Annotated in this window: 19 protein-coding genes; 8 read left to right on the plus strand and 11 right to left on the minus strand. The window is 59.9% G+C overall.

Annotation, left to right across the window (positions count from 1 at the left end; translation table 11 throughout):
* Nucleotides 1-3: 3 nt before the first annotated feature.
* Nucleotides 4-429 (minus strand): NtrZ family periplasmic regulatory protein, encoded by a 426-nt coding sequence (locus AC1DX3_RS08045; protein ID WP_476988735.1) that lies wholly within the window; start codon nucleotides 427-429, stop codon nucleotides 4-6.
* 471 nt (nucleotides 430-900) lie between these two features.
* On the opposite strand from AC1DX3_RS08045, the gene AC1DX3_RS08050 reads away from it, so the two are divergent.
* From AC1DX3_RS08050 to holA, 4 genes are all read left to right on the plus strand, one after another.
* On the plus strand, nucleotides 901-1,428 hold the full coding sequence (locus tag AC1DX3_RS08050; RefSeq protein ID WP_476988736.1) for a DUF3576 domain-containing protein: 528 nt from the start codon (nucleotides 901-903) through the stop codon (nucleotides 1,426-1,428).
* Between the two features lie 164 nt (nucleotides 1,429-1,592).
* Nucleotides 1,593-4,160 carry a leucine--tRNA ligase gene (leuS, locus tag AC1DX3_RS08055; protein ID WP_476988737.1) on the plus strand — a complete coding sequence of 856 codons (2,568 nt, stop codon included), beginning with the start codon at nucleotides 1,593-1,595 and terminating at the stop codon, nucleotides 4,158-4,160.
* 5 nt (nucleotides 4,161-4,165) lie between these two features.
* Nucleotides 4,166-4,783, plus strand: a complete 618-nt coding sequence (locus AC1DX3_RS08060; protein WP_476988738.1) for a hypothetical protein — start codon at nucleotides 4,166-4,168, stop codon at nucleotides 4,781-4,783.
* Nucleotides 4,784-4,799: 16 nt separating this feature from the next.
* On the plus strand, nucleotides 4,800-5,852 hold the full coding sequence (gene holA / locus AC1DX3_RS08065) for a DNA polymerase III subunit delta (RefSeq protein ID WP_476988739.1): 1,053 nt from the start codon (nucleotides 4,800-4,802) through the stop codon (nucleotides 5,850-5,852).
* A gap of 105 nt (nucleotides 5,853-5,957) precedes the next feature.
* Here the strand turns inward: holA and AC1DX3_RS08070 are convergent, their stop codons facing one another.
* The 10 genes from AC1DX3_RS08070 to hemE form a co-directional block, all read right to left on the minus strand.
* Nucleotides 5,958-6,851: a ParB/RepB/Spo0J family partition protein gene (locus tag AC1DX3_RS08070; RefSeq protein ID WP_476988740.1), complete on the minus strand. Its 894-nt coding sequence runs from the start codon at nucleotides 6,849-6,851 to the stop codon at nucleotides 5,958-5,960.
* A gap of 19 nt (nucleotides 6,852-6,870) precedes the next feature.
* Nucleotides 6,871-7,686 carry a ParA family protein gene (locus AC1DX3_RS08075; protein ID WP_476988741.1) on the minus strand — a complete coding sequence of 272 codons (816 nt, stop codon included), beginning with the start codon at nucleotides 7,684-7,686 and terminating at the stop codon, nucleotides 6,871-6,873.
* Nucleotides 7,676-8,302: a 16S rRNA (guanine(527)-N(7))-methyltransferase RsmG gene (rsmG, locus tag AC1DX3_RS08080; protein ID WP_476988961.1), complete on the minus strand. Its 627-nt coding sequence runs from the start codon at nucleotides 8,300-8,302 to the stop codon at nucleotides 7,676-7,678. Before rsmG ends, AC1DX3_RS08075 begins: the two co-directional genes overlap by 11 nt.
* 8 nt (nucleotides 8,303-8,310) lie before the next feature.
* Entirely contained in the window at nucleotides 8,311-10,182 is a 1,872-nt protein-coding gene (mnmG, locus tag AC1DX3_RS08085) for a tRNA uridine-5-carboxymethylaminomethyl(34) synthesis enzyme MnmG (protein WP_476988742.1), read from the minus strand.
* Between the two features lie 248 nt (nucleotides 10,183-10,430).
* Entirely contained in the window at nucleotides 10,431-11,759 is a 1,329-nt protein-coding gene (mnmE, locus tag AC1DX3_RS08090) for a tRNA uridine-5-carboxymethylaminomethyl(34) synthesis GTPase MnmE (RefSeq protein ID WP_476988743.1), read from the minus strand.
* A gap of 12 nt (nucleotides 11,760-11,771) precedes the next feature.
* On the minus strand, nucleotides 11,772-12,038 hold the full coding sequence (locus tag AC1DX3_RS08095; protein WP_476988744.1) for a DUF6489 family protein: 267 nt from the start codon (nucleotides 12,036-12,038) through the stop codon (nucleotides 11,772-11,774).
* Nucleotides 12,039-12,199: 161 nt separating this feature from the next.
* The gene (gene rho / locus AC1DX3_RS08100) at nucleotides 12,200-13,591 is read right to left on the minus strand and encodes a transcription termination factor Rho (protein WP_476988745.1); all 1,392 of its coding nucleotides are present in this window, start codon (nucleotides 13,589-13,591) and stop codon (nucleotides 12,200-12,202) included.
* Between the two features lie 349 nt (nucleotides 13,592-13,940).
* Nucleotides 13,941-14,390 carry a CopD family protein gene (locus AC1DX3_RS08105; protein WP_476988746.1) on the minus strand — a complete coding sequence of 150 codons (450 nt, stop codon included), beginning with the start codon at nucleotides 14,388-14,390 and terminating at the stop codon, nucleotides 13,941-13,943.
* Entirely contained in the window at nucleotides 14,387-15,424 is a 1,038-nt protein-coding gene (gene hemH, locus AC1DX3_RS08110) for a ferrochelatase (RefSeq protein WP_476988747.1), read from the minus strand. Before hemH ends, AC1DX3_RS08105 begins: the two co-directional genes overlap by 4 nt.
* Nucleotides 15,421-16,446 carry a uroporphyrinogen decarboxylase gene (gene hemE, locus AC1DX3_RS08115; RefSeq protein WP_476988748.1) on the minus strand — a complete coding sequence of 342 codons (1,026 nt, stop codon included), beginning with the start codon at nucleotides 16,444-16,446 and terminating at the stop codon, nucleotides 15,421-15,423. The genes hemH and hemE overlap by 4 nt, the downstream gene beginning before the upstream one ends.
* Nucleotides 16,447-16,958: 512 nt before the next feature.
* Between hemE and AC1DX3_RS08120 the strand changes: the two genes are divergently transcribed.
* The 4 genes from AC1DX3_RS08120 to coaE all read left to right on the plus strand — a co-directional run bounded on the left by AC1DX3_RS08120 (nucleotide 16,959) and on the right by coaE (nucleotide 20,013).
* Entirely contained in the window at nucleotides 16,959-17,810 is an 852-nt protein-coding gene (locus AC1DX3_RS08120; protein WP_476988749.1) for a pyruvate, water dikinase regulatory protein, read from the plus strand.
* Between the two features lie 183 nt (nucleotides 17,811-17,993).
* Nucleotides 17,994-18,587 (plus strand): Maf family protein, encoded by a 594-nt coding sequence (locus tag AC1DX3_RS08125; RefSeq protein ID WP_476988750.1) that lies wholly within the window; start codon nucleotides 17,994-17,996, stop codon nucleotides 18,585-18,587.
* Nucleotides 18,584-19,432, plus strand: coding sequence for a shikimate dehydrogenase family protein (locus tag AC1DX3_RS08130; protein ID WP_476988751.1), 849 nt, complete (start codon nucleotides 18,584-18,586; stop codon nucleotides 19,430-19,432). The genes AC1DX3_RS08125 and AC1DX3_RS08130 overlap by 4 nt, the downstream gene beginning before the upstream one ends.
* Complete coding sequence (gene coaE / locus AC1DX3_RS08135; RefSeq protein WP_476988752.1) at nucleotides 19,429-20,013, plus strand: dephospho-CoA kinase; 585 nt, start codon at nucleotides 19,429-19,431, stop codon at nucleotides 20,011-20,013. The genes AC1DX3_RS08130 and coaE overlap by 4 nt, the downstream gene beginning before the upstream one ends.
* The last annotated feature ends 20 nt before the right edge of the window (nucleotides 20,014-20,033 follow it).

A 20,033-nucleotide genomic window follows, 5' to 3' on the forward strand; every position in this document is an offset into this window, starting at 1 on the left:
TTCTTAGAACTTAAACGTCGTCTCGAGACGGACGCGCGGCTGCTTCTTGTTTTGCAGCTGATTATTCGGTTCCGGCTTCAACGGGTCGCTCTTCTCACCGAAGCCGACCGTACCACCGACGCGCAGCGACGGGGTGAGCTTATAGAAGGCGCCGGCATCGATATCGTTCAGGCCGGACGGCGAGGTCTCGGGCTGGTTGACATCGAACTTCATGCCCCACTTGCCCTTCAGATTGAAGGTGTAGACCTTGGACTGGTTCTTGGAAAAACCTATGTCATTGGCGAACGTATCGCTGGCGGTCGCCAAAGGCGTCAGCGTCATAACATCGGCAGAAGACTTTTGTGCCGGAGCGGCATAGGTCAGGGTGCTGCTTCCGGCCAAAGCCAGAACAACCAAACCCGCCACCAAAGACACCCCACCACGGTTCATGTCACTTTATCTGCTTCAAGCTGCCCGGAGCACAAATTCCGGGACGTGTTCTACACACCTATTTAGGCATAGATATGTCAAATTTGGATTAAGGCCTAACGTCGCACCGGTCAAATATATATCTGACAAATAGCCTTAACCGATGAACTTCACTCATATGATGTGTTGAATCCGCAACGCCTTCCTCGTGGGAAACCTACCCAACAGGCGAGCGGCCCCACTATACCGCCATCCCCTCAACCGCGCTTTTCCCATATATTTCAAGCGAGAAGCGAACTATCACAGGCTTGCAGCATCTTTACGGCGGTTGCGCCTTTAATTTGCCTTTGTGGTGATAATCTTATAGCGCCACCTCTTGTCATACCCCCTCTCTCGCATGCTATAGAGGGGCAAATGCAGGAAACGGCGTTAATTTCAAGGAATCCCGGCTGAACAAAAGCGGATTCACATCAGATGCGGAGTGATCATTCAATGACGACTATGCGGACATCAGTCCTGGCCTTGGCTGCGCTCGCGGCGTGCCTGTCGCTCGGCGCCTGCGCCAGCCTGGGGTCGAAATCCGGCTCCACCGCGTCCGCCAACACCACGTCGCCCGAAGAAGACAAGATCCCTCTGGCTCACCTGTTCGGTTTCGGCGGCGATAAGAACAAGAAGTCGAGCTATAACGAGCAAGCCGGAATAGGCGTCAACGCCTATCTGTGGCGCGCTTCGCTCGACACCATCTCCTTCATGCCCCTGACCTCGGCCGATCCCTGGGGCGGCGTCATCATCACCGACTGGTACGCCAATCCGCAAAAGCCGGACGAACGTTTCAAGACTACCGTCTATATCCTGGATTCGCGCCTGCGCGCCGACGCCCTCAGCGTCTCGGTCTACAAGCAGGTCCAGCAAGGCGGCCAATGGGTCGATGCCGACGTCTCGGCGCAAACCCAAATCGATATCGAAAACGCCATCCTGACGCGCGCCCGCGAACTTCGTCTCTCCGACGTCAAGAACTAAGCACGCCTCCACTGCATCTTTAAGAGCCGCCGTGGGCAACCATGGCGGCTCTTTTTATGCTCCGCGGGCCAAGGGGCAAGCCCCTTGGAACCATGACAAAGCACTGGCATCGCAAGCCAAGCCACCTTATAAGCACCCTTCCCTCCAGATCGACGTAAAGCTTCATGGCCCGTTACAATCCCAAAGAGACCGAACCCCGTCAACGCCAGCGCTGGGACGACGCCCAGGTCTTTCTCACCCAAGAAGCACCGGGCAAGGATAAATATTATGTCCTCGAGATGTTCCCCTATCCGTCGGGGCGCATCCATATGGGCCACGTCCGCAACTACGCCATGGGCGACCTGGTCGCGCGCTTCAAACGCGCCCGCGGTTTCAATGTCCTCCACCCGATGGGTTGGGATGCCTTCGGCATGCCGGCCGAAAACGCCGCCATGGAACGCAAGATCCACCCCAAGGGCTGGACCTACGACAATATCGCCAATATGCGCAGCGAGCTGAAGCGGCTGGGCCTGTCGATCGACTGGACGCGCGAATTCGCCACCTGCGATCCGGCCTATTATGGTCAGCAGCAAAAGTGGTTTCTCGACCTGCTGAAAAATGACCTGGTCTATCGCCGCGAAAGCCAGGTCAACTGGGATCCGGTCGACATGACCGTCCTGGCCAACGAACAGGTCATCGAAGGCCGCGGCTGGCGCTCCGGCGCCCTGGTCGAAAAGAAGAAACTGACCCAATGGTTCATGCGCATCACGCGCTTCGCCGACGACCTGTTGACCGGGCTGGAAGGCCTGGAACGCTGGCCGGACAAGGTGCGCCTGATGCAGGCCAACTGGATCGGCAAGTCGCGCGGCCTGCGCATGCGCTTCCCGTTTGCCGGTGAGGCGCCGGCCGGTTTTGAGGCCGGGCTGGACATATACACCACCCGCCCCGACACCCTGTTCGGCGCCGGTTTCGTCGCCATCGCCGCCGATCATCCCTTGGCGGATCATGCAGCCGCGACCAATCCCGAACTGGCGGCCTTCCGCAAATCGATCGCCAAGGGCGGCACCTCCCAGGCCGATATCGACACCGGCGAAAAGCTGGGCTTCAATACCGGCATCCAGGTCGAACACCCCTTCAAGCCGGGCGAAACCCTCGACGTCTGGGTCGCCAATTTCGTCCTGATGGATTACGGCACCGGCGCCATTTTCGGCTGCCCCGCCCACGACCAGCGCGATTTGGATTTCGCCCGTAAATACGACCTGCCGGTCATCGAAGTCGTGCTCCCGCAAGGCGCCGATCCCGAAACCTTCAAGGTTGGTGACGAGGCCTATACCGGTCCCGGCCATATCTTCCATTCCGGCTTCCTCGACGGCCTGGATATCGAACACGCCAAGAACGCCGCCATCGACAAGATCGAGTCGATGAACCTGGGTGAAGGCGCCACCGTCTTCCGCCTGCGCGATTGGGGCGTGTCGCGGCAACGCTATTGGGGCTGCCCGATCCCGGTCATCCATTGCGATGACTGCGGCGTCGTGCCCGTGCCCGACGATCAGCTGCCGGTCGTCCTGCCCGAAGACGTCACGTTCGACGTCCCCGGCAACCCGCTGGAGCGCCATCCGACCTGGAAGCACGTCAAGTGCCCGCATTGCGGCAAGGATGCCCGTCGCGAGACCGATACGCTGGATACCTTCGTCGACTCGTCGTGGTATTTCGCCCGTTTCACCGACCCGACCTCGGCGACCCCGATCAACAAGGCAGCGGCCGACCACTGGCTGCCGGTCGACCAATATATCGGCGGTGTCGAACACGCCGTCCTGCACCTGCTCTATGCCCGTTTCATCACCCGGGCCCTGAACCACTGCGGCTATCTCGACGTCAAGGAACCTTTTGCCGGCCTGTTCACCCAGGGCATGCTGACCCACGAGACCTACGAAGATGGCGAGGGCAAGTGGGTCGAGCCGGCCGATGTCGAGCTGTCGAGCGAAAACAATGTCCGCAAGGCCACGCGTATCTCGACCGGCGAAGTGCTGACGATCGGCGACATCGAAAAGATGTCGAAATCGAAAAAGAACACCGTCGCGCCCGAGGATATTTTTGATACCTACGGTGTTGATTCGGCGCGCCTTTTCGTCCTGTCCGACTCACCGCCGGAACGCGACGTGCAATGGTCGACCTCAGGAGTCGAAGGCTCCTGGCGCCTGACCCACCGTATCTGGGACCTGTTCGACGCCCTGCCGGCCGAGGATGTGCCCGAGGTCGGCGACGCTGGCACGGCCCTTCTGAAAGCCGCCCATAAGACGGTCAAGTTCGTCACCGAAGGCTTCGAGGGTTTCCGCTTCAACGCCGCCATCGCCAAGCTGTACGAGCTGGTCAACACCATCCGCTCCAGCAACGTCTCTGAAACGGGCGCCAAGGCCCGCCGGGAGGCCTTGACCCTGCTGGCTGGCCTGATCGCGCCTGTGACGCCGCACCTGGCTGAGGAGTGCTGGACGCGCCTTGGCCACGACGGCCTGATCGCCAATGCACCCTGGCCGAAATTCGATCCGGCCCTGGCCCAGGACGACGTCTATGTCCTGCCCGTTCAGGTCAATGGCAAGAAGCGCGGCGAAATTTCCATTCCCAATGGCGCCAGCGAAGAGCAGATTCGCGAAACGGCCCTTGCGGATGAAGGCGTTAAGCGGCATCTTGACGGCGTTGCGATCCGCAAGATCATCATCGTGCCGGGCCGTATCCTCAACTTCGTGGTAGGCTGACCCTTATGCGCAATCTCCTCAGGCTCCTGACCCTGTGCTGTTTCGCCGGCGCCACGCTCGCCCTGTCGGCCTGCGGCTTCGCACCGCTCTATGCCCAACAGGGTTTGACGTCGAGCATGCGGCAGATCGGCATCGAGGTGCCGGACACCCGTACCGGCTATTTCCTGCAGCAGGACCTGCGCAACGGTTTCGGCGGCGATGACTCGTCGCCCAAGGCCTATATCTTGACCGTCAAGATGAGCGAGCGCCATTTCAGCATCGGCTACAAGGTCGACGACACGTCGACCAAGTCGGAAGTCACCAGCTCAGTCTCCTATGTCCTGGCCGATGCGAATACGGGCAAGGTGTTGTACAAGGACTCGTTCACCGAAACCGTCACCTATGACACCACCAGTTCGCCCTTGACCGGCGTGGTGTCGCAGCAGGATGCTCAGGAACGCATCGCCGTGGCTATTTCGCAAAAGATCCAAACCAATCTGGCGCTCTATTTCCATGATGGTGTCACGGGGCGAACACCTCCGGCCATTACGGTTCAGAAGGATAATCCGACGGACAGGAATCCGGTGGGACCCAAGGATTCGACATCTCAGGACGCAACATCTCAGGATTCAGTGAGCCAGTGATCGTTGTGATCGCAGCATGAAACTCGCCAAGCGACCCGAAATCGACGCCTTCTTCAAGAAACCGCCGGCCCACATGGTCGGCGCCCTGATCTATGGCAAGGACCGCAGCCAGGTCATCGAACGCGGCACGGTTCTCGCCAAACAGATCGTCCCGGACATTACCGATCCGTTCAACGTCTCCCTGCTCACCGACAGCGATCTGGAAAGCGATCCGGCGCGTCTCGAAGGCGAGCTGCAATCCCTGTCCTTGATGGGGGGACGGCGGTTGATCCGACTCAAATTTTTCACCGAAAAGGCGACGCTCGACAAGGCCGTTGCCGCCAGCCTGAAAGCCCACGCCGCCGGCGAATTCAACCAGGAAGCCTTTATCGTCATCGAAGCCGGCGGCTTGGGCGGCGATTCCAGCCTGCGCCGTCTGGCCGACGCCGACAAGAACTTGGCCAGCATCGCCTGTTACGAAGACGAGACCGGCGACGTCGTCCGCATGGCGCGTGAAACCCTTACCCAGAACGGCGTAGCCCTGACCAGCGCCGCCATGGACATCTTCGCCCAGCGCATGCCCAAGGAACGCGGCGTCGCCCAGCAGGAGGTCGAACGCCTGATCCTGTTTATCGGGCCCAATTCGCACCAGACGCTGAATGAACACGAGCTGGAAGAATTCCTGGGGGTCGAGCCCGATGCTTCGATGTTCAAGGCCGCAGCCGATGCCTTCGGCGGGCGCATGAAACCCGCCCAGGCGGGCTTGCGTCGCGCATTTGCTGAAGGTGAGAGCGGCGCCGACGCCCTGCGTGCGCTCAGCATGCACCTCAACAAGGTCAGGCTGCTTAAAAGCTTGATGCAGAAGGGCTTGGGCACCAAGGAGGCGACGCGCGCCGCCGGCGTCTTCTGGAAGGACGAGGCCGACATGTTACGCCAGGCCCAGGCATGGAACGACCATACGCTCGATCCGTTGGCCCGCGACCTGATCGAAGCCGACAAGGCGTGCAAATCGACCGGCATGCCCGACCATTTGATCGCCGAACGCCTGTATTTGCAGATCGCCGGCAAGGCCGCACGGGCAGGACTCTAAACAAAATCCGTTGCGCAGCCTTGTGTTCAGCGCATCAGCAAAAAGATTCGGAGTGGATCAGGCCGGTTTTCGGAGCGACACTCCGTAACCGGCGCTCCGAATGGGCTATTTCATCAGCTTGCGGCAGAGTTCATCAAGCTGTTCCAGGGTGCTGTAGCTGACGCGCAATTCGCCCTTGCCGCCCTTGTCATCGAGCTTGACCGTGAGGCCGAGGGCTTCCTGAAGATCCTGTTCGAGGGACAAGGTATCGGCATTGGGTTGTGTCTTGGCCTTGGGCTTGGCCGTTTTGGCCACCAGGCCTTCATCGCGCACCAGAGCCTCGGTTTCGCGCACCGACAGACCTTCGTCGATGACCTTTTGAGCCAGTTCGATCGGGCGATGGGCGGTGACCAGGGCACGGGCATGGCCGGCCGACAGCAGGCCGTGCATGACATGGTCCTGGACGACGTCGGGCAGGTTTATCAGGCGCAGGACATTGGCGATATGGCTGCGCGATTTGCCGACAACTTGGGCCAGGGCGTCCTGGGTACGACCGAAACGTTCGATCAGAACCCGGTAAGCCCTTGATTCTTCGATAGGATTCAGATCGGAGCGCTGGACGTTTTCGATAATGCCGATTTCCAGCGCCTCGATGTCGTCCATTTCCTTGATGATGACCGGCACGGTATGCAGGGCGGCCCTTTGGGCGGCGCGCCAGCGCCGTTCGCCGGCGATGATCTGGAATCGGCCGGGCCTACCCGGTGCTGCCCGGACCAGAATCGGCTGCAAAATGCCCTTCTCGCGGATCGACGCGGCCAGTTCCTCAAGGTCGCCATCGACGAAAAGACGACGCGGCTGATCGGGGTTCGGCATCAACAGTTCGATCGGCTGTTCCAACCCGCGAACCTGCTCGACCGAGCGTTCACCGGCATTTTCCGCATCGGTTTTGGGGCTATGAGTATCCTGTTCGCCCAACAGCGCCGACAGACCGCGGCCCAAACCTCTTTGTTTTTCAGACATTTATCGACTTTCTATGAGATCAGGCGGCTTTGGCGCGGCGCGTCCGTTCGCGCGCGACCAACTCCTTGGCCAGCTTGATATAGGCCTGGCTGCCCGAACATTTGATATCGTAGATCAGGGCCGGCTTGCCGAAGGACGGCGCTTCGGAGACACGGACATTGCGCGGTATGACCGTGTCATACACGAGATGACCGAAGTGTGACCGAACATCTTTTTCGACGTGGCCGGACAGGGCATTGCGCTTGTCGAACATGGTCAGGACAATACCCTGCAGGCTCAGTTTCGGGTTCAAGCTGCCGCGCACCAGATCGATCGTGCGCATCAGCTGGCTGAGACCTTCGAGAGCGAAGAATTCACACTGCAGAGGCACCATGACCGCGTCGGCCGCGCTCATGGCATTGACCGTCAGGAGGTTGAGCGACGGCGGACAATCGATCAGGATATAGTCATAGGGCGGATTATCCTGGTCCAGACCTTCGATGGCGTCGCGTAAACGGTACGAGCGGCGCTCGGCCTGACCCAGTTCGATTTCGACGCCGGACAGGTCGGGATCGGACGGCAGGAGGGATAATCCGGGTACGGACGTTTTGACGGTCGTGTCGGCGATCGGCTTTTGGTCGACGATGACATCATAGAGCGAGGTGGCGCGTTGGGCCTTGGCAACACCCAGGCCTGTCGAGGCATTACCCTGCGGATCGAGGTCGATGAGCAGGACTTTTTGCCCGATGGCCGCGAGCGCCGTACCGAGATTGATCGCCGTCGTCGTCTTGCCGACACCGCCTTTTTGGTTAGCGATGGCGAGGACACGTAGCTTGGAATCGAGATTATCGAGCACGGCGCAGCCTTTGAATATGGATCACCCGTCCGCGCGGATCGCTGATGGACTCACCTATACTTACGTCAAATCGCCAGCTTTTTCCAGCTTCCTGAAGCTCCTCATCGACCTTTTCCCCCTTTAAAAACCAAGCATCGGCGCCATTAACGATAAAGCCTTCGGCAAAGCCCAGCAGTTTGGTCATGGGGGCGCAGGCGCGCGCCGTGACGACGTCGACGCGAAGATCGACATTCTCGGCGCGGTCATTGATGACGGTTGCCGGCAGGTCGAGATCGGTGACGACGGTCTGCAGGAAACGGCAGCGCTTGGCGAGCGAATCGATGAGGTGGACATGCGGCCGGTCGATGCTGCTGTGCTTGAGCAGTATGGCCAGGACGATACCCGGAAAGCCGGCGCCGGCACCCAGGTCCGCCCAGGTCCGGGCATTGGGCCGGCGGTCGAGCAATTGCGCGCTGTCGAGCACGTGGCGCGACCAGAATTCCGGCAGGGTGGCCGGCCCGATCAGATTCATGACAGCATTTTGGGCGGCCAATTGATTGCGGAAGATCTTGAGGTCGGCAATGGCTTCGTGTTTCACGTGAAACATCAGCTTTGTCGCCATCTCTTCCGGCGTCATAAACTCATTCATGCGGTACGCTTAGCCTGGTTACGAACATAGAACAAAAGCGTCGTCAGGGCGCCCTGGGTCATGCCTTCGATACGGCCCGCCTGGCCCAGGGTTTGCGGGCGGATGCGCGCCAGCTTTTCCTTGGCTTCGTTCGACAGGCCATTGATGGCCATATAGTCGAGATCGTCCGGGAAGCTCAGGTTTTCGTCCTTGCGGAACGAGTCCATCTCCGCCTTTTGCCGGCCCATATAGCCGGCATAGAGGGCGTCGATTTCGACCTGTTCGTAGAGCGTGTCCGGCCAGTCGGCGATTTCCGGCCACAGGGTTTCGAGCTTGCCGCGGGTGCAGCTGTCATAGGCCAGGAGCTGCATGACATTGCGGCGTTGGCCATCGCCATTGACCTGGATGCCCTGGTCCAGGGCTTCCTTGGGCGTGGCGATGAGAGCGGCCGCCCGATCGCGGATGGCTTTCAGGGCTTCACGCTTGTCGGTCCAAGCGGCCTTGCGCGTGGAGCCGACGACACCAATGGCCAAGCCCTTGTCCGTCAGGCGCTGATCGGCATTGTCGGCACGCAGCGACAGGCGGAATTCGGCGCGGCTGGTGAACATGCGATAGGGTTCGGTGACGCCGCGGGTGACCAGGTCGTCGATCATGACGCCGATATAGGCTTCGTCGCGGCCGAGAATCGTCGGGCCATAACCGCCGGCGGCCGCGGCGGCGTTGATGCCGGCCATCAGGCCTTGGGCGCCGGCTTCTTCATAGCCGGTCGTGCCGTTGATCTGACCTGCCAGGTAGAGGCCCGGTAGATTCTTCAGTTCGAGGGTCGGGTGCAGTTCGCGGGGGTCGACATAGTCGTATTCGATGGCATAGCCGAAGCGCTTGATGACGACGTCTTCGAGGCCGACAATTGTGCGCAGGAAGGCTTCTTGCGTCGCTTCCGAGACGCTGGTCGAAATGCCGTTGGGATAGACGGTGTCGTCGTCATAGCCTTCGGGTTCGAGGAATATCTGATGCGAGATCTTGTCGGCGAACTTGACGACCTTGTCTTCGATCGACGGGCAATAGCGCGGGCCGCGGCCGGCGAGGAAACCGCCATAGACGGCGGATTCGTTGAGGCGATCGGCGATAATGGCGTGGGTTTTTTCGTTGGTATAGGTGATCCCGCAGGCGATCTGCGGCCGGTCGATCGACGCCGTCAGCATGGAAAAGGGCTGGATCGGAACGTCGCCCAGTTGTTGTTCCAGGCGGTCCCAATGGATGGTGTTGCCGTCGAGGCGCGCCGGCGTGCCGGTCTTTAGGCGCCCCATGTCGAGATTCAGATCGTAAAGGCGTTGGCCCAGGCCATTGGCCGGCGCGTCACCCCAGCGGCCGGCGGAGATGCGGGTTTCGCCGATATGGATGATACCGCGCAGGAATGTGCCGGTAGTGAGGACGACGGCCTTAGCGAGATAACGCGTATTTTCGCCGTCGATGACGCCGGTGACATGGCCGCTATCGACGATCAGATCTTCGGCGGCGCCTTCGATGATGGTCAGGTTGGGGGTTTGGAACAGCTCGGCCTGCATGGCTTCGCGGTAGAGTTTGCGGTCGATTTGGGCGCGCGGACCGCGGACGGCCGGGCCCTTGGACTTGTTCAGGACCTTGAACTGCATGCCACCGATGTCGGCGACGCGGCCCATTAGGCCGTCAAGGGCGTCGATTTCACGGACCAAGTGGCCTTTACCCAGGCCGCCGATGGCCGGGTTGCAAGACATTTCACCGAGGGTGGCGGATTTGTGGGTCAGGAGGAGGGTCTTGGCGCCCATGCGCGCAGACGCGGCCGCGGCTTCGCAGCCGGCATGGCCGCCGCCGACAACAATTACATCCCACAAGGTTTGGGTTTCGGTCATTATAGCTCTCTACAGGAAGGCGCTGGCTATAGCAGATAAGATAAGGCTGGTCGATTGGTAATGATGGGCCGGGCATGAGCCATAAGGAGGTCTCTGACCTATCTGGCACAGCGCACCATCGGACATTCTTGTCACTGGTGACTTCCGTTAATACGCCCCACCACCGCATCTAGCCGCGAAGGCGCGGCGTCGTGCGGTCCCCCTCCCCGGCAAGCGGGGAGGAACAAGTGGTTTACTCGTTCGTACCGTTATTTGCCGATGCAGAAGCTTGAGAAGATGACGTCGAGGACGCCTTCGACGTCGTAGCGGCCGAACAGGGCTTCGAAGCTGTTGACCGCAGAGCGGATGTTTTCAGCGGTCAATTCGGGGACAGACAGGTTCGAGCGCAGGGCGATGGTCAATTGATCGCGGGCTTCGGTCAGACGCTCGATATGGCGTTGGCGGGTAGCCGCGGGAAAGGTGCGGACGGAGAGTTGCTCGCTCACCGTGGTTTCGATGGTTTGGACCAGATCGGCGATGCCAACATCATTGGCGACGCTGACGGCAAACACCGATGTTTCACGTGAAACACGCAAGCGCGTGACGGCCGCCCTCTCCTCTTCGCCGGCTTCGTCGATCTTGTTGAAGACCATCAGATCGCCGGCGCGGAAATCATCGGGCAAGGCCGGCGCCGTGGCGTCGATGACCCAGAGGCGCAGATCGGCTTCTTCGGCCTTGGCGCGGGCGCGGCGGATGCCCTCGGCCTCGACGACCTCGTCGGTGTCGCGTAGGCCGGCGGTGTCGTAGAGCAGGACGGAATAGGGCCCGATGCGGAGTTGGGCTTCGATAACGTCACGTGTGGTGCCGGCGATCGGGGTTACGATGGCGGCTTCGGCCTTCAGCAGGGCATTGAACAGGCTTGATTTGCCGGCATTGGGCTCGCCGAGGATGACGATGCGATAGCCTTCGCGGATTTGGCGGCCGCGGTTGGAATCGGCGATGGCAGTGGTCAGGGCCTGTTCGACGGCGCGGATGCGGGCGAGAATGGTATCTGTCAGTTCCGCCGGCAGGTCTTCGTCGGGGAAGTCGATATAGACTTCGATGCGCGCCAGGACATCAATCAGGTCGGAACGCCAGGCTTCGTAGTGTTGTTTCAGGCCTCCGCCGAGTTGAGTCAGGGCCTGCTGGCGCTGGGCATCGGATTCAGCGTCGACCAGGTCGGCGATGGCTTCGGCCTGTGTGAGGTCGAGTTTACCGTGTTCGAGGGCGCGGCGGGAGAATTCACCGGGTTCGGCGAGGCGCAGGCCGAGTTCGGTCAGGAGGGTATAGAGGCGATCGAGAACCGCTTTTGAACCGTGGACGTGCAGTTCGACGCAGTCTTCGCCGGTGAAGCTGTGGGGGGCCTTGAACCAGAGGACGACGGCTTCGTCGATCAGCTCTTTCTTGTAGATGAGCGGGGTATAGGTGGCGACGCGGGGTTTGAGATGTTTGTCGATCAGGGTTTGGACGGTTGCGAGAGCCCGGTCGCCTGACAGCCGGATGATCGACACCCCTGCCCGGCCCTGGGCACTGGCCAGGGCGAAAATGGTGTGTTTCACGTGAAACACTCCTTACTTATGGTCGGGCTTGCCTGAATTGAACGGATTCATCGTCGCCTGGGCGGCCGATTGCATCAGCTTCATGAATTGGTCCTGGGCGTGAACGCCGACGCTGGACCACGATTTCATGATCTCTTCGGGCTGCATGGAGTGGATATTGGTCTCGACGCGTTTGCGCATCTGCTCGACCATGAAAGCGTTCAAGGGTTCGACGTCGGGGAGACCGAGAAAGGCCCGTGCTTCCGCCGGGGTGCATTCGACATCGACCGATACTTTCATGTTCGACTCCTAAATGATTCCAATCAGATATGAGCCTGTCATGGCTGATTGACAAGACGCGTGAAACGGCAGGACACCCCCCACCGCATCTAGCCGCAAAGAGGCGGCGTCGTGCGGTCCCCCTCCCCGCATAAATGCAGGGAGGCATAAGGGGTTTTCGCTTAGGTGTTCATGCTTTGGAAGAATTCGGCGTTGTTCTTCGTCTGGCGGAGTTTGTCGCTGAGGAACTCGATGGCATCCTGGGCGCCCATAGGGTTGAGGATCCGGCGCAGGACGTAGGTCTTTTGCAGGTTCGACTTGTCGGTGAGCAATTCTTCCTTGCGGGTGCCGGACTTGAGGACGTCCATGGCCGGGAAGACGCGTTTGTCGGCGACCTTGCGATCGAGGACGATTTCCGAGTTGCCGGTGCCTTTGAATTCTTCGAAGATGACTTCGTCCATGCGCGAACCGGTATCGATCAGGGCAGTGGCGATGATGGTCAGCGAGCCGCCTTCTTCGATATTACGGGCGGCGCCGAAGAAGCGTTTCGGGCGTTGCAGGGCGTTGGCGTCGACACCACCGGTCAGGACCTTGCCGGAGGACGGCACGACGGTGTTGTAGGCGCGGCCGAGGCGGGTGATCGAGTCGAGCAGGATGACGACGTCGCGTTTGTGTTCGACCAGGCGTTTGGCCTTTTCGATAACCATTTCAGCGACTTGCACGTGGCGGGTGGCCGGTTCGTCGAAGGTCGAGGAGATGACTTCACCGCGGACGGTGCGTTGCATGTCGGTGACTTCTTCCGGGCGTTCGTCGATAAGGAGAACGATCAGGTAGCAGTCGGGGTGGTTGGCGGCGACCGATTTGGCGATGTTTTGCAGCATGACGGTCTTGCCGACGCGCGGCGGGGCGACGATCAGGCAGCGTTGGCCTTTGCCGAGCGGGGCGACGATATCGATGATGCGGCCGGAGCGGTCTTTGAGGGTGGGATCTTCGATCTCCATCCACAGGCGTTGGTCGGGATAGAGGGGGGTCAGGTTATCGAAGTGGACCTTATGGCGGATGTTTTCCGGGTCTTCGAAATTGATCGCCTGAGTCTTGAGGAGGGCGAAATAGCGTTCGCCTTCGCGCGGGCTACGGATCGGTCCTTCGACGGTGTCGCCGGTGCGCAGGCCGTAGCGGCGGATTTGCAGGGGGCTGACATAGATGTCGTCGGGGCCCGGGAGGTAGTTGGCTTCGGGCGAGCGCAGGAAGCCGAAACCGTCCTGGAGGACTTCGATGACGCCCGAGCCGCTGATTTCGACGCCGTCTTCGGCGAGGGCTTTCAGGATGGCGAACATCATGTCTTGTTTGCGCATATTGCTGGCGTTTTCGACGCCCAGCGATTCGGCAAAGGTCAGGAGGTCGGTGGGGGTTTTGTCCTTCAGGGTTTGCAGGGACATTTTTTGGCCGGACAGCGGGCCTTCGACGGTATCGTCGCCCTCATCGCCTTCAAGTTCGTTGTCGTTATCGTCGGTGACTTGACCGGCTTCGACCAGTTCTTTTTCGGTGAGTTCGTTATTGCTGTCGTCGCTCATGGGGAGGTCTTTCTTATATTCAGGCGGGACGCAGAGGCTTGTGGCGGGCGAATGGCCCGCTGAAGCGTATTGAATGTCCCCTAGCCGTTTTCACGTAACGTATTGAAAAGGCTAAAATATCGATGTGTTTGATGAGGCTTTTCCACAGAACGTGGCGCCCTTGGGCTCGAGAGTGGTTCGAGCAGTCAGGTGTTAGATAGCGTATTGGTGGCTGGAATCAAGTGAATTTACGGGGCGTGGGGTCTGCGACCCCACATCCTTGCTTCTTCTTTTCTTGCCCTGGCCCAAAGGGCCGAGGCAAGAAAAGAACAGGGAAGACCTGGGGCCACAGACCCCAGACCCCGTAAGATTACCGTGATCCATACTCCAACGTCACAGACAACACCATGATGATGGCCAGGACAAACGGCACTTCGTTGATCATGCGCCAGAACTTTTCCTTCCCGACAATCTCGCCGGCCTGCATCTTCTTGAAGCGCACCGCCAGGAAATGATGATAGATCGTCATCAAGACCACACCCAACAGCTTGACGACGATCCAGGCGCTCAACAACGACGCCCAGTGGCTGTGAAAGCGCATATATAACAAGGTCAAACCCATGACCCAGGCGACAATCATCGCCGGGTTCATAATCACCCGCAACAGATTGCGCTCCATCACCTTGAAGACGTCCGTCACCGCCGGAACCTCAGCATTTTTGACGTGATAGACAAACAAGCGCGGCAGGTACAACAACCCGGCCATCCAGGCGATCACCGCCAGAATATGCAAGCCGCGAACTAAATCATACCAATTCATGCGCGCCTCCGCTTTGGGCAATAGCTGTGACAGGCCGCGCAATCATGATCACCGACCACCACACCGGCCGAACCGGCCACTTTCAATATCTCATCGCTCAAGGCCGAAATAAACCCGGGATTTGTCCCCAGAGCCGGCACGCGGATATAGTCCCCTACCCCATTTTCCTTTGCCAGATGGGCATATTCGATATCCAGCTCGACCAGGGTCTCGATATGCTCGGACACAAAGGCGATCGGCACCAAGATCACCGATTTGCCGTCGCGGCCAGCCTGCTTGATCGTCTCGTCCGTCGACGGACCGATCCATTTCATCGGCCCGACCCGGCTTTGATAACAGACGACATGGTCATGATCGCCGACGGTCGCCATGATCCTGGCGACGCAGGTTTCAACCTGCTCCTGATAGGGATCGCCCTTCTTGATAATGCTTTCCGGCAAGCCATGGGCCGAAAACAACAGACGGTAATCACCCGGATTCTTCACAGCCTTCAGCTTGTCCGTCACCGATTGGGCATGGGCGGCAATGAAGTTGGCGTTGTCGGAATAGCAACAGACGGCATTGACCGGCGCCGAACCCTTATAGGCCTTGGTAAAGGCCTCGAACGACGACAGGGTCGTGGTGCTGGAAAATTGCGGATAGAGCGGCAACAACACGATCTCGTCCGGACACCAGGCATCGATATCGGCCACGGTCTCTTCGATAAAGGGATGCCAGTAGCGCATGCCGATAAAGACACGGACGTCGGCGCCGGCGAGCTTGGCATTGATGTCGCTTTGCAGGGCAAAGGCTTGGGCCTGGGTTTCTTTCAGGATCGGCGAGCCACCACCCATATAGGCATAGTTCTTCTGCGCCGGCTTCTCGCGTCGGGTGGAAATCAGCTTGGCGACGCCCTGACGCAAACCCCACGGCAGGCTTATAATATAAGGATCAGCGAAGAGGTTATAGAGAAATCCTTTGACGTCCGCCTGACCCAGGGGCCCGCCGAGATTGAACAGGACGACCGCCAGGCGTTTTGGAGAAGGCTGGGTCATGCCCGGATCCGCCGCAAGGCCTGCTCGACGTGCTCGATCGGCGTGTCGGGGAAGATGCCATGGCCAAGATTGAAGATGTACGGCCCCTGCCCCCAGGCCCCGCGCAGGCGATCTACGGCTTCGTCGAGGGCCGGGCCGCCCGAACGCAGTACGACAGGGTCCAGGGCGCCTTGAATGGCCGTCCTGGCCTGTAATTCGACGCCGAGCTTCAACGGTGTGGCCGTCCCGAGCGCCAGGGCGTCGACGGGCACCTGGTCGAGATAGTCGTGGCAGCGGGCTTCGGCGCCGCGGGGGAAGCCGATGATCGGCAGGGTCACGCCCAGTTCGCGCACGCGTTTGACCAGGCGGAGATGGGGTTGGATGATCAGGGAGTCGAAATAGGGATCGGGAAAGCCTTCGGCCCAGCTTTCGAATATCTTCAGGACTTGCGCCCCCGATTGCGCTTGCATCAGGAGATACTGCGCCGAGGCTTCGATAACGATATCGATCAGGTCCAGCACGTTGGCGTAATCGTCATAGACGAAGGCGCGGATGAGGCTGCGATCGTGGGCTTTGCGGCCGTTGAGCATATAGGTGAGGACGGTCCAGGGCCCGCCGCAAAAACCGATCAGCGTGGTTTCGGGTCCGAGCTCGGCTTTGACGCGTTGCAGGGTTTCGCCAACGTTCTTAAGGGCTTCGCCGGCATGGGCCGCCTTTTCCCGCATGGCATCTTTGTTTGGCAGGTCTCCGAGGACTGGGCCTTCGCCGGCGGCAAAGGTCAGGTCTTGCCCCAGAGCGAGTGGGATCATGAGGATGTCGGAGAACAGGATGGCGGCGTCGAAGCCGAAGCGGCGAATGGGTTGCAGAGTCGCTTCGGCAGCTTTTTCAGGGTTAAGGCAGAAGTCGACAAAGCCTGAGGTGGAGGCGCGTAGTTCACGGTATTCCGGCAGGTAGCGCCCGGCCTGACGCATAAACCATACTGGGGGTACCGGAAGCGTTTGACCGCCGAGAACCGATAATAGCGATGGCTGAGTGGTGGTCATGAGTCAATCCGGGTTGGGCCAGGGTTAAACGAGCGCATACCTCTTGGCTTACTCTTTTAAAAAAAGAAAGGGTTTGAAGAGGTTTTAGTAGGTCGAATCCTGCGCAAAATCGTCGCAGATTTGTCAGGACTCACCGTTTTTTCACAGTCCGGCGCGATCGGGATAACCGCCGTCCACAGGCTGTGGGAAAGGCGCATAATTAACCAAATCTTTATTTTTCCTTAAGACTTTCTTAACCCTTTGAGCGATGGCCTGTGAAGGGTTAATAAAGTGTTAAGATACGCACACAAAACCGTCACACGTTTATACATTGTTAACCATAGGCGCGATTCCGGGATAAATGGCCAACTTGTCAACCGCCGTGCACAGGCGCTTCGGCGGCTTGGGTGATTTTGGCCGTGTGCCCACAAACTGTGCGTAGTTTTCCACCGATTCGAGTCACAACTTTATTTACGGGGTCGAGGGGCCCGAGGCCCCTCGCCTTCCCTTTCTCTTTCTTATATGAGTCTCTTATGTCTCTCGCACCCTTGAAAATCGGCACCTATTTCCACGTTCACCTGGTTTCGGATTCGACCGGTGAGACCTTGAACGCTTTGGCCAAGGCGGCGGCGGCGCGGTTCGAGGGCATTTTGCCGATCGAGCATATTTACGTGTTGATCCGCTCGGAGAAGCAGTTGGAGCGGGCCTTGGTGGAGATCGAGAGTTTCCCGGGGATTGTGTTGCACACCATGGTCGATATGGATTTGCGCAATGCTTTGGAGAGCCGGTGCCGGGAGTTGGATATACCGGCGATCGGGGTATTGGATCCGTTGGTGGTGGCGTTTTCGCGGCATTTGGGGGCGGCGGTATCGAAGCGGGTCGGGGCGCAGCACAATCTCGACAACGAGTATTTCGAGCGCATCGAGGCTTTGAATTATGCCATTGCGCATGATGACGGGGCGGCGGCGGACAAGTTGCGGCAGGCGGATGTGGTGTTGGTCGGGGTGTCGCGGACATCGAAGACGCCGACCTGTATTTACCTGGCGCACCGGGGGATCAAGGCGGCCAATATTCCGTTGGTGCCGGGGCGTGATCCGCCGGAGGATCTGGAGTCGATGAATATCCCGTTGATCGTAGGATTGATCGCGTCGCCGGAGCGGCTGATTTCGATCCGCAAGAACCGGTTATTGACGTTGAATGACGACCGGCCGAGTTCCTATACGGACCAGGAGGCGGTGCGTGAGGAGATTATCCGGGCCAGGCGATTGTTCGAGCGCAAGGGGTGGCCGGTGATCGATGTGACGCGGAGGTCGATCGAGGAGACGTCGGCGACGATTATCAGCTTGTTGAATGAGAAGCGGACGGGGAGGCTGGGCGGGATATAGTCCAAGGTTTAAGTTGCAGGGGCGGGGGCCCCTGCACCCCGATACGATACAGCGATTAAATGGCTTATAATAAAAAGTTTGGGCCCTTCGAGCCCAGACTTTTTATTATATAAGTCGCTTAAACACTGACATGTTATGGGGTGCAGGGGCCCCCGCCCCTGCAATCCTTATCCCTTTGAGACTATGACCCGCCTCATCCTCGCCTCCCAATCCGCCGCCCGTTCCCAGCTCCTCAGCCAAACCGGCCTGACCTTCGACAAAATCCCCGCCCATCTCGACGAGGACGGCATCAAGGACGACTGCCTGGCCCGCGGCCACAGCCCGAAATCCGTTGCGCTGCGCCTGGCCGAAGCCAAGGCCATGCACGTCGCCACCCGCCACCACGGCCTCGTCATCGGCGCCGACCAGGTCCTGCAACTCGAAAAAGACCTGATCAGCAAGTCGCGCGACCTGAAAGAAGCCCGCGCCCTCCTCAAACGCATGAGCGGCAAAACCCACTACCTTCACTCCGCCATGGCCCTGGCCGAAAACGGCTACCTTGTCTGGTCCCACGTCGAAACCGCCGAAATGTCCGTTCGGCCCCTCAGCGACCACTTCATCGACACCTATCTCGAACAAACCGGCGAAACCATCCTCAGCAGCGTCGGCTGCTACCAACTGGAAGGCGCCGGCATCCACCTGTTCGACGCCATCCGCGGCGACTATTTCACCGTGCTGGGCCTGCCCCTCCTCCCCCTCCTCGCTAAATTCCGCCAATTGGACGTCGTGACCGCATGAAAGACACTCTACCCACCGGCGCCGCCATGGTCGCTGCCATTGTCGGCCAGCCGGTCCACCACAGCCTGAGTCCGTTCCTGCATACGGCCTGGCTGCGCAATTTGGGCCTGAACGGCGTCTATGCCGCCTTCTCGCCCAAGGACGAACACGATTTCGACCGCCTGATCCTGTCGTGCCGCTCAAACGGCATCAAAGGCCTCAACGTCACGGCGCCGTTCAAAGCCCAGGCCCTGGCCATGGCCGATACCATAGCCGACAGTGCCAAGTCGTGCGGCTCGGCCAATCTCCTGACGTTTGACGAGGAGGGCTATGTCCACGCCCAAAGCACAGACGGCTACGGTCTGACCCGCGCGTTCGAGCTCCAGGCGCCGAAATGCGACCTGTCGGCCGGCCCGGTGGTGATCATGGGCGCAGGCGGAGCGTCGCGCGCCGCGGTCGCCGCCATGCTGGACGCCGGTTGCACGGACGTGCGGATCGTCAACCGGACGCTGGCCCGCGCCGAAGAGCTGGTTTTTACCTTCAAAACCGGGGTTACCGCCTATGATTTGACCCAGGTCGACCGGGCCTTTGCCGGCGCCGTGGCGGTGATCAATGCGGCTTCGGGCGGACCCCTGCCCTTGTTCGACGCCCTGCCCGATACGGCGACCGTCATGGACATGACCTACCGGCCGCTCAAAACCGCGTGGTTGCAGGCGGCCGAGGCGCGCGGCCTGGGGATCGTCGACGGTTTGCAGATGCTGATCGAGCAGGCCCGGCCCTCATTTGAGGCGTTTTATGGTGTTTTGCCGTTTGGTGGCTTCGATATCCGCGGTTTGGCGCTCGGCTATCTCGGGGAAAAGGCATGATCCGGCTGGGGCTGACCGGCTCGATCGGCATGGGGAAATCGACCATCGCCGGCATGTTCCGCGACGAAGGCGTGCCGGTGTGGGATGCCGATGAGTCGGTGCATCGGCTGTATGCGACGTCGGATGTGGCCAAGACGCGGTTGCGCCAGGCGTTCGGCGATGTGCTGACGGACGGGGTTGTCGACCGCGTCAAGTTGTCGGCGGCGCTGAAAATGCGGCCGGAGGGTTTTGAGACGCTCAATGCGATTGTGCATCCTTTGGTGGTTGGCGACCGGAGGGATTTTATCGCCGAGCATTTCGACGCGCCTTTGGTCGTGACCGACATTCCGCTGTTGTATGAGACTGGCGCCGAGGCCTTGCTGGACAAGGTGTTGGTGGTCAGCGCGCCGGCGGATGTGCAGCGGCAGCGGGTGATGGCGCGGCCGGGCATGACGGCTGAGAAGTTCGAGGCGATCCTGGCGCGGCAGATGAGCGATGAAGAGAAGCGCAAGCGGGCGGATTTCGTCATCGACACGTCGCAGAGTCTCGAGGCGTGCCGGGCAGAGGTGAGGGCGTTGATCGCCTCTTTACAAATCACCTAGCGTTCATCAATTAAGGGGGG

The organism is Asticcacaulis sp. P2_B1, from assembly GCF_056404915.1.

Coding starts and splice junctions, on each gene's coding strand:
- AC1DX3_RS08050 (WP_476988736.1), top strand. CDS start 901: ATGACGACTATGCGGACATCAGTCCTGGCCTTGGCTGCGCTCGCGGCG.
- AC1DX3_RS08060 (WP_476988738.1), top strand. CDS start 4,166: ATGCGCAATCTCCTCAGGCTCCTGACCCTGTGCTGTTTCGCCGGCGCC.
- coaE (WP_476988752.1), top strand. CDS start 19,429: ATGATCCGGCTGGGGCTGACCGGCTCGATCGGCATGGGGAAATCGACC.
- AC1DX3_RS08130 (WP_476988751.1), top strand. CDS start 18,584: ATGAAAGACACTCTACCCACCGGCGCCGCCATGGTCGCTGCCATTGTC.
- rho (WP_476988745.1), bottom strand. CDS start 13,591: ATGAGCGACGACAGCAATAACGAACTCACCGAAAAAGAACTGGTCGAA.
- hemE (WP_476988748.1), bottom strand. CDS start 16,446: ATGACCACCACTCAGCCATCGCTATTATCGGTTCTCGGCGGTCAAACG.
- AC1DX3_RS08045 (WP_476988735.1), bottom strand. CDS start 429: ATGAACCGTGGTGGGGTGTCTTTGGTGGCGGGTTTGGTTGTTCTGGCT.
- AC1DX3_RS08070 (WP_476988740.1), bottom strand. CDS start 6,851: ATGTCTGAAAAACAAAGAGGTTTGGGCCGCGGTCTGTCGGCGCTGTTG.
- AC1DX3_RS08120 (WP_476988749.1), top strand. CDS start 16,959: ATGTCTCTCGCACCCTTGAAAATCGGCACCTATTTCCACGTTCACCTG.
- leuS (WP_476988737.1), top strand. CDS start 1,593: ATGGCCCGTTACAATCCCAAAGAGACCGAACCCCGTCAACGCCAGCGC.
- holA (WP_476988739.1), top strand. CDS start 4,800: ATGAAACTCGCCAAGCGACCCGAAATCGACGCCTTCTTCAAGAAACCG.
- AC1DX3_RS08105 (WP_476988746.1), bottom strand. CDS start 14,390: ATGAATTGGTATGATTTAGTTCGCGGCTTGCATATTCTGGCGGTGATC.
- AC1DX3_RS08125 (WP_476988750.1), top strand. CDS start 17,994: ATGACCCGCCTCATCCTCGCCTCCCAATCCGCCGCCCGTTCCCAGCTC.
- mnmG (WP_476988742.1), bottom strand. CDS start 10,182: ATGACCGAAACCCAAACCTTGTGGGATGTAATTGTTGTCGGCGGCGGC.
- hemH (WP_476988747.1), bottom strand. CDS start 15,424: ATGACCCAGCCTTCTCCAAAACGCCTGGCGGTCGTCCTGTTCAATCTC.
- rsmG (WP_476988961.1), bottom strand. CDS start 8,302: ATGACGCCGGAAGAGATGGCGACAAAGCTGATGTTTCACGTGAAACAC.
- AC1DX3_RS08095 (WP_476988744.1), bottom strand. CDS start 12,038: ATGAAAGTATCGGTCGATGTCGAATGCACCCCGGCGGAAGCACGGGCC.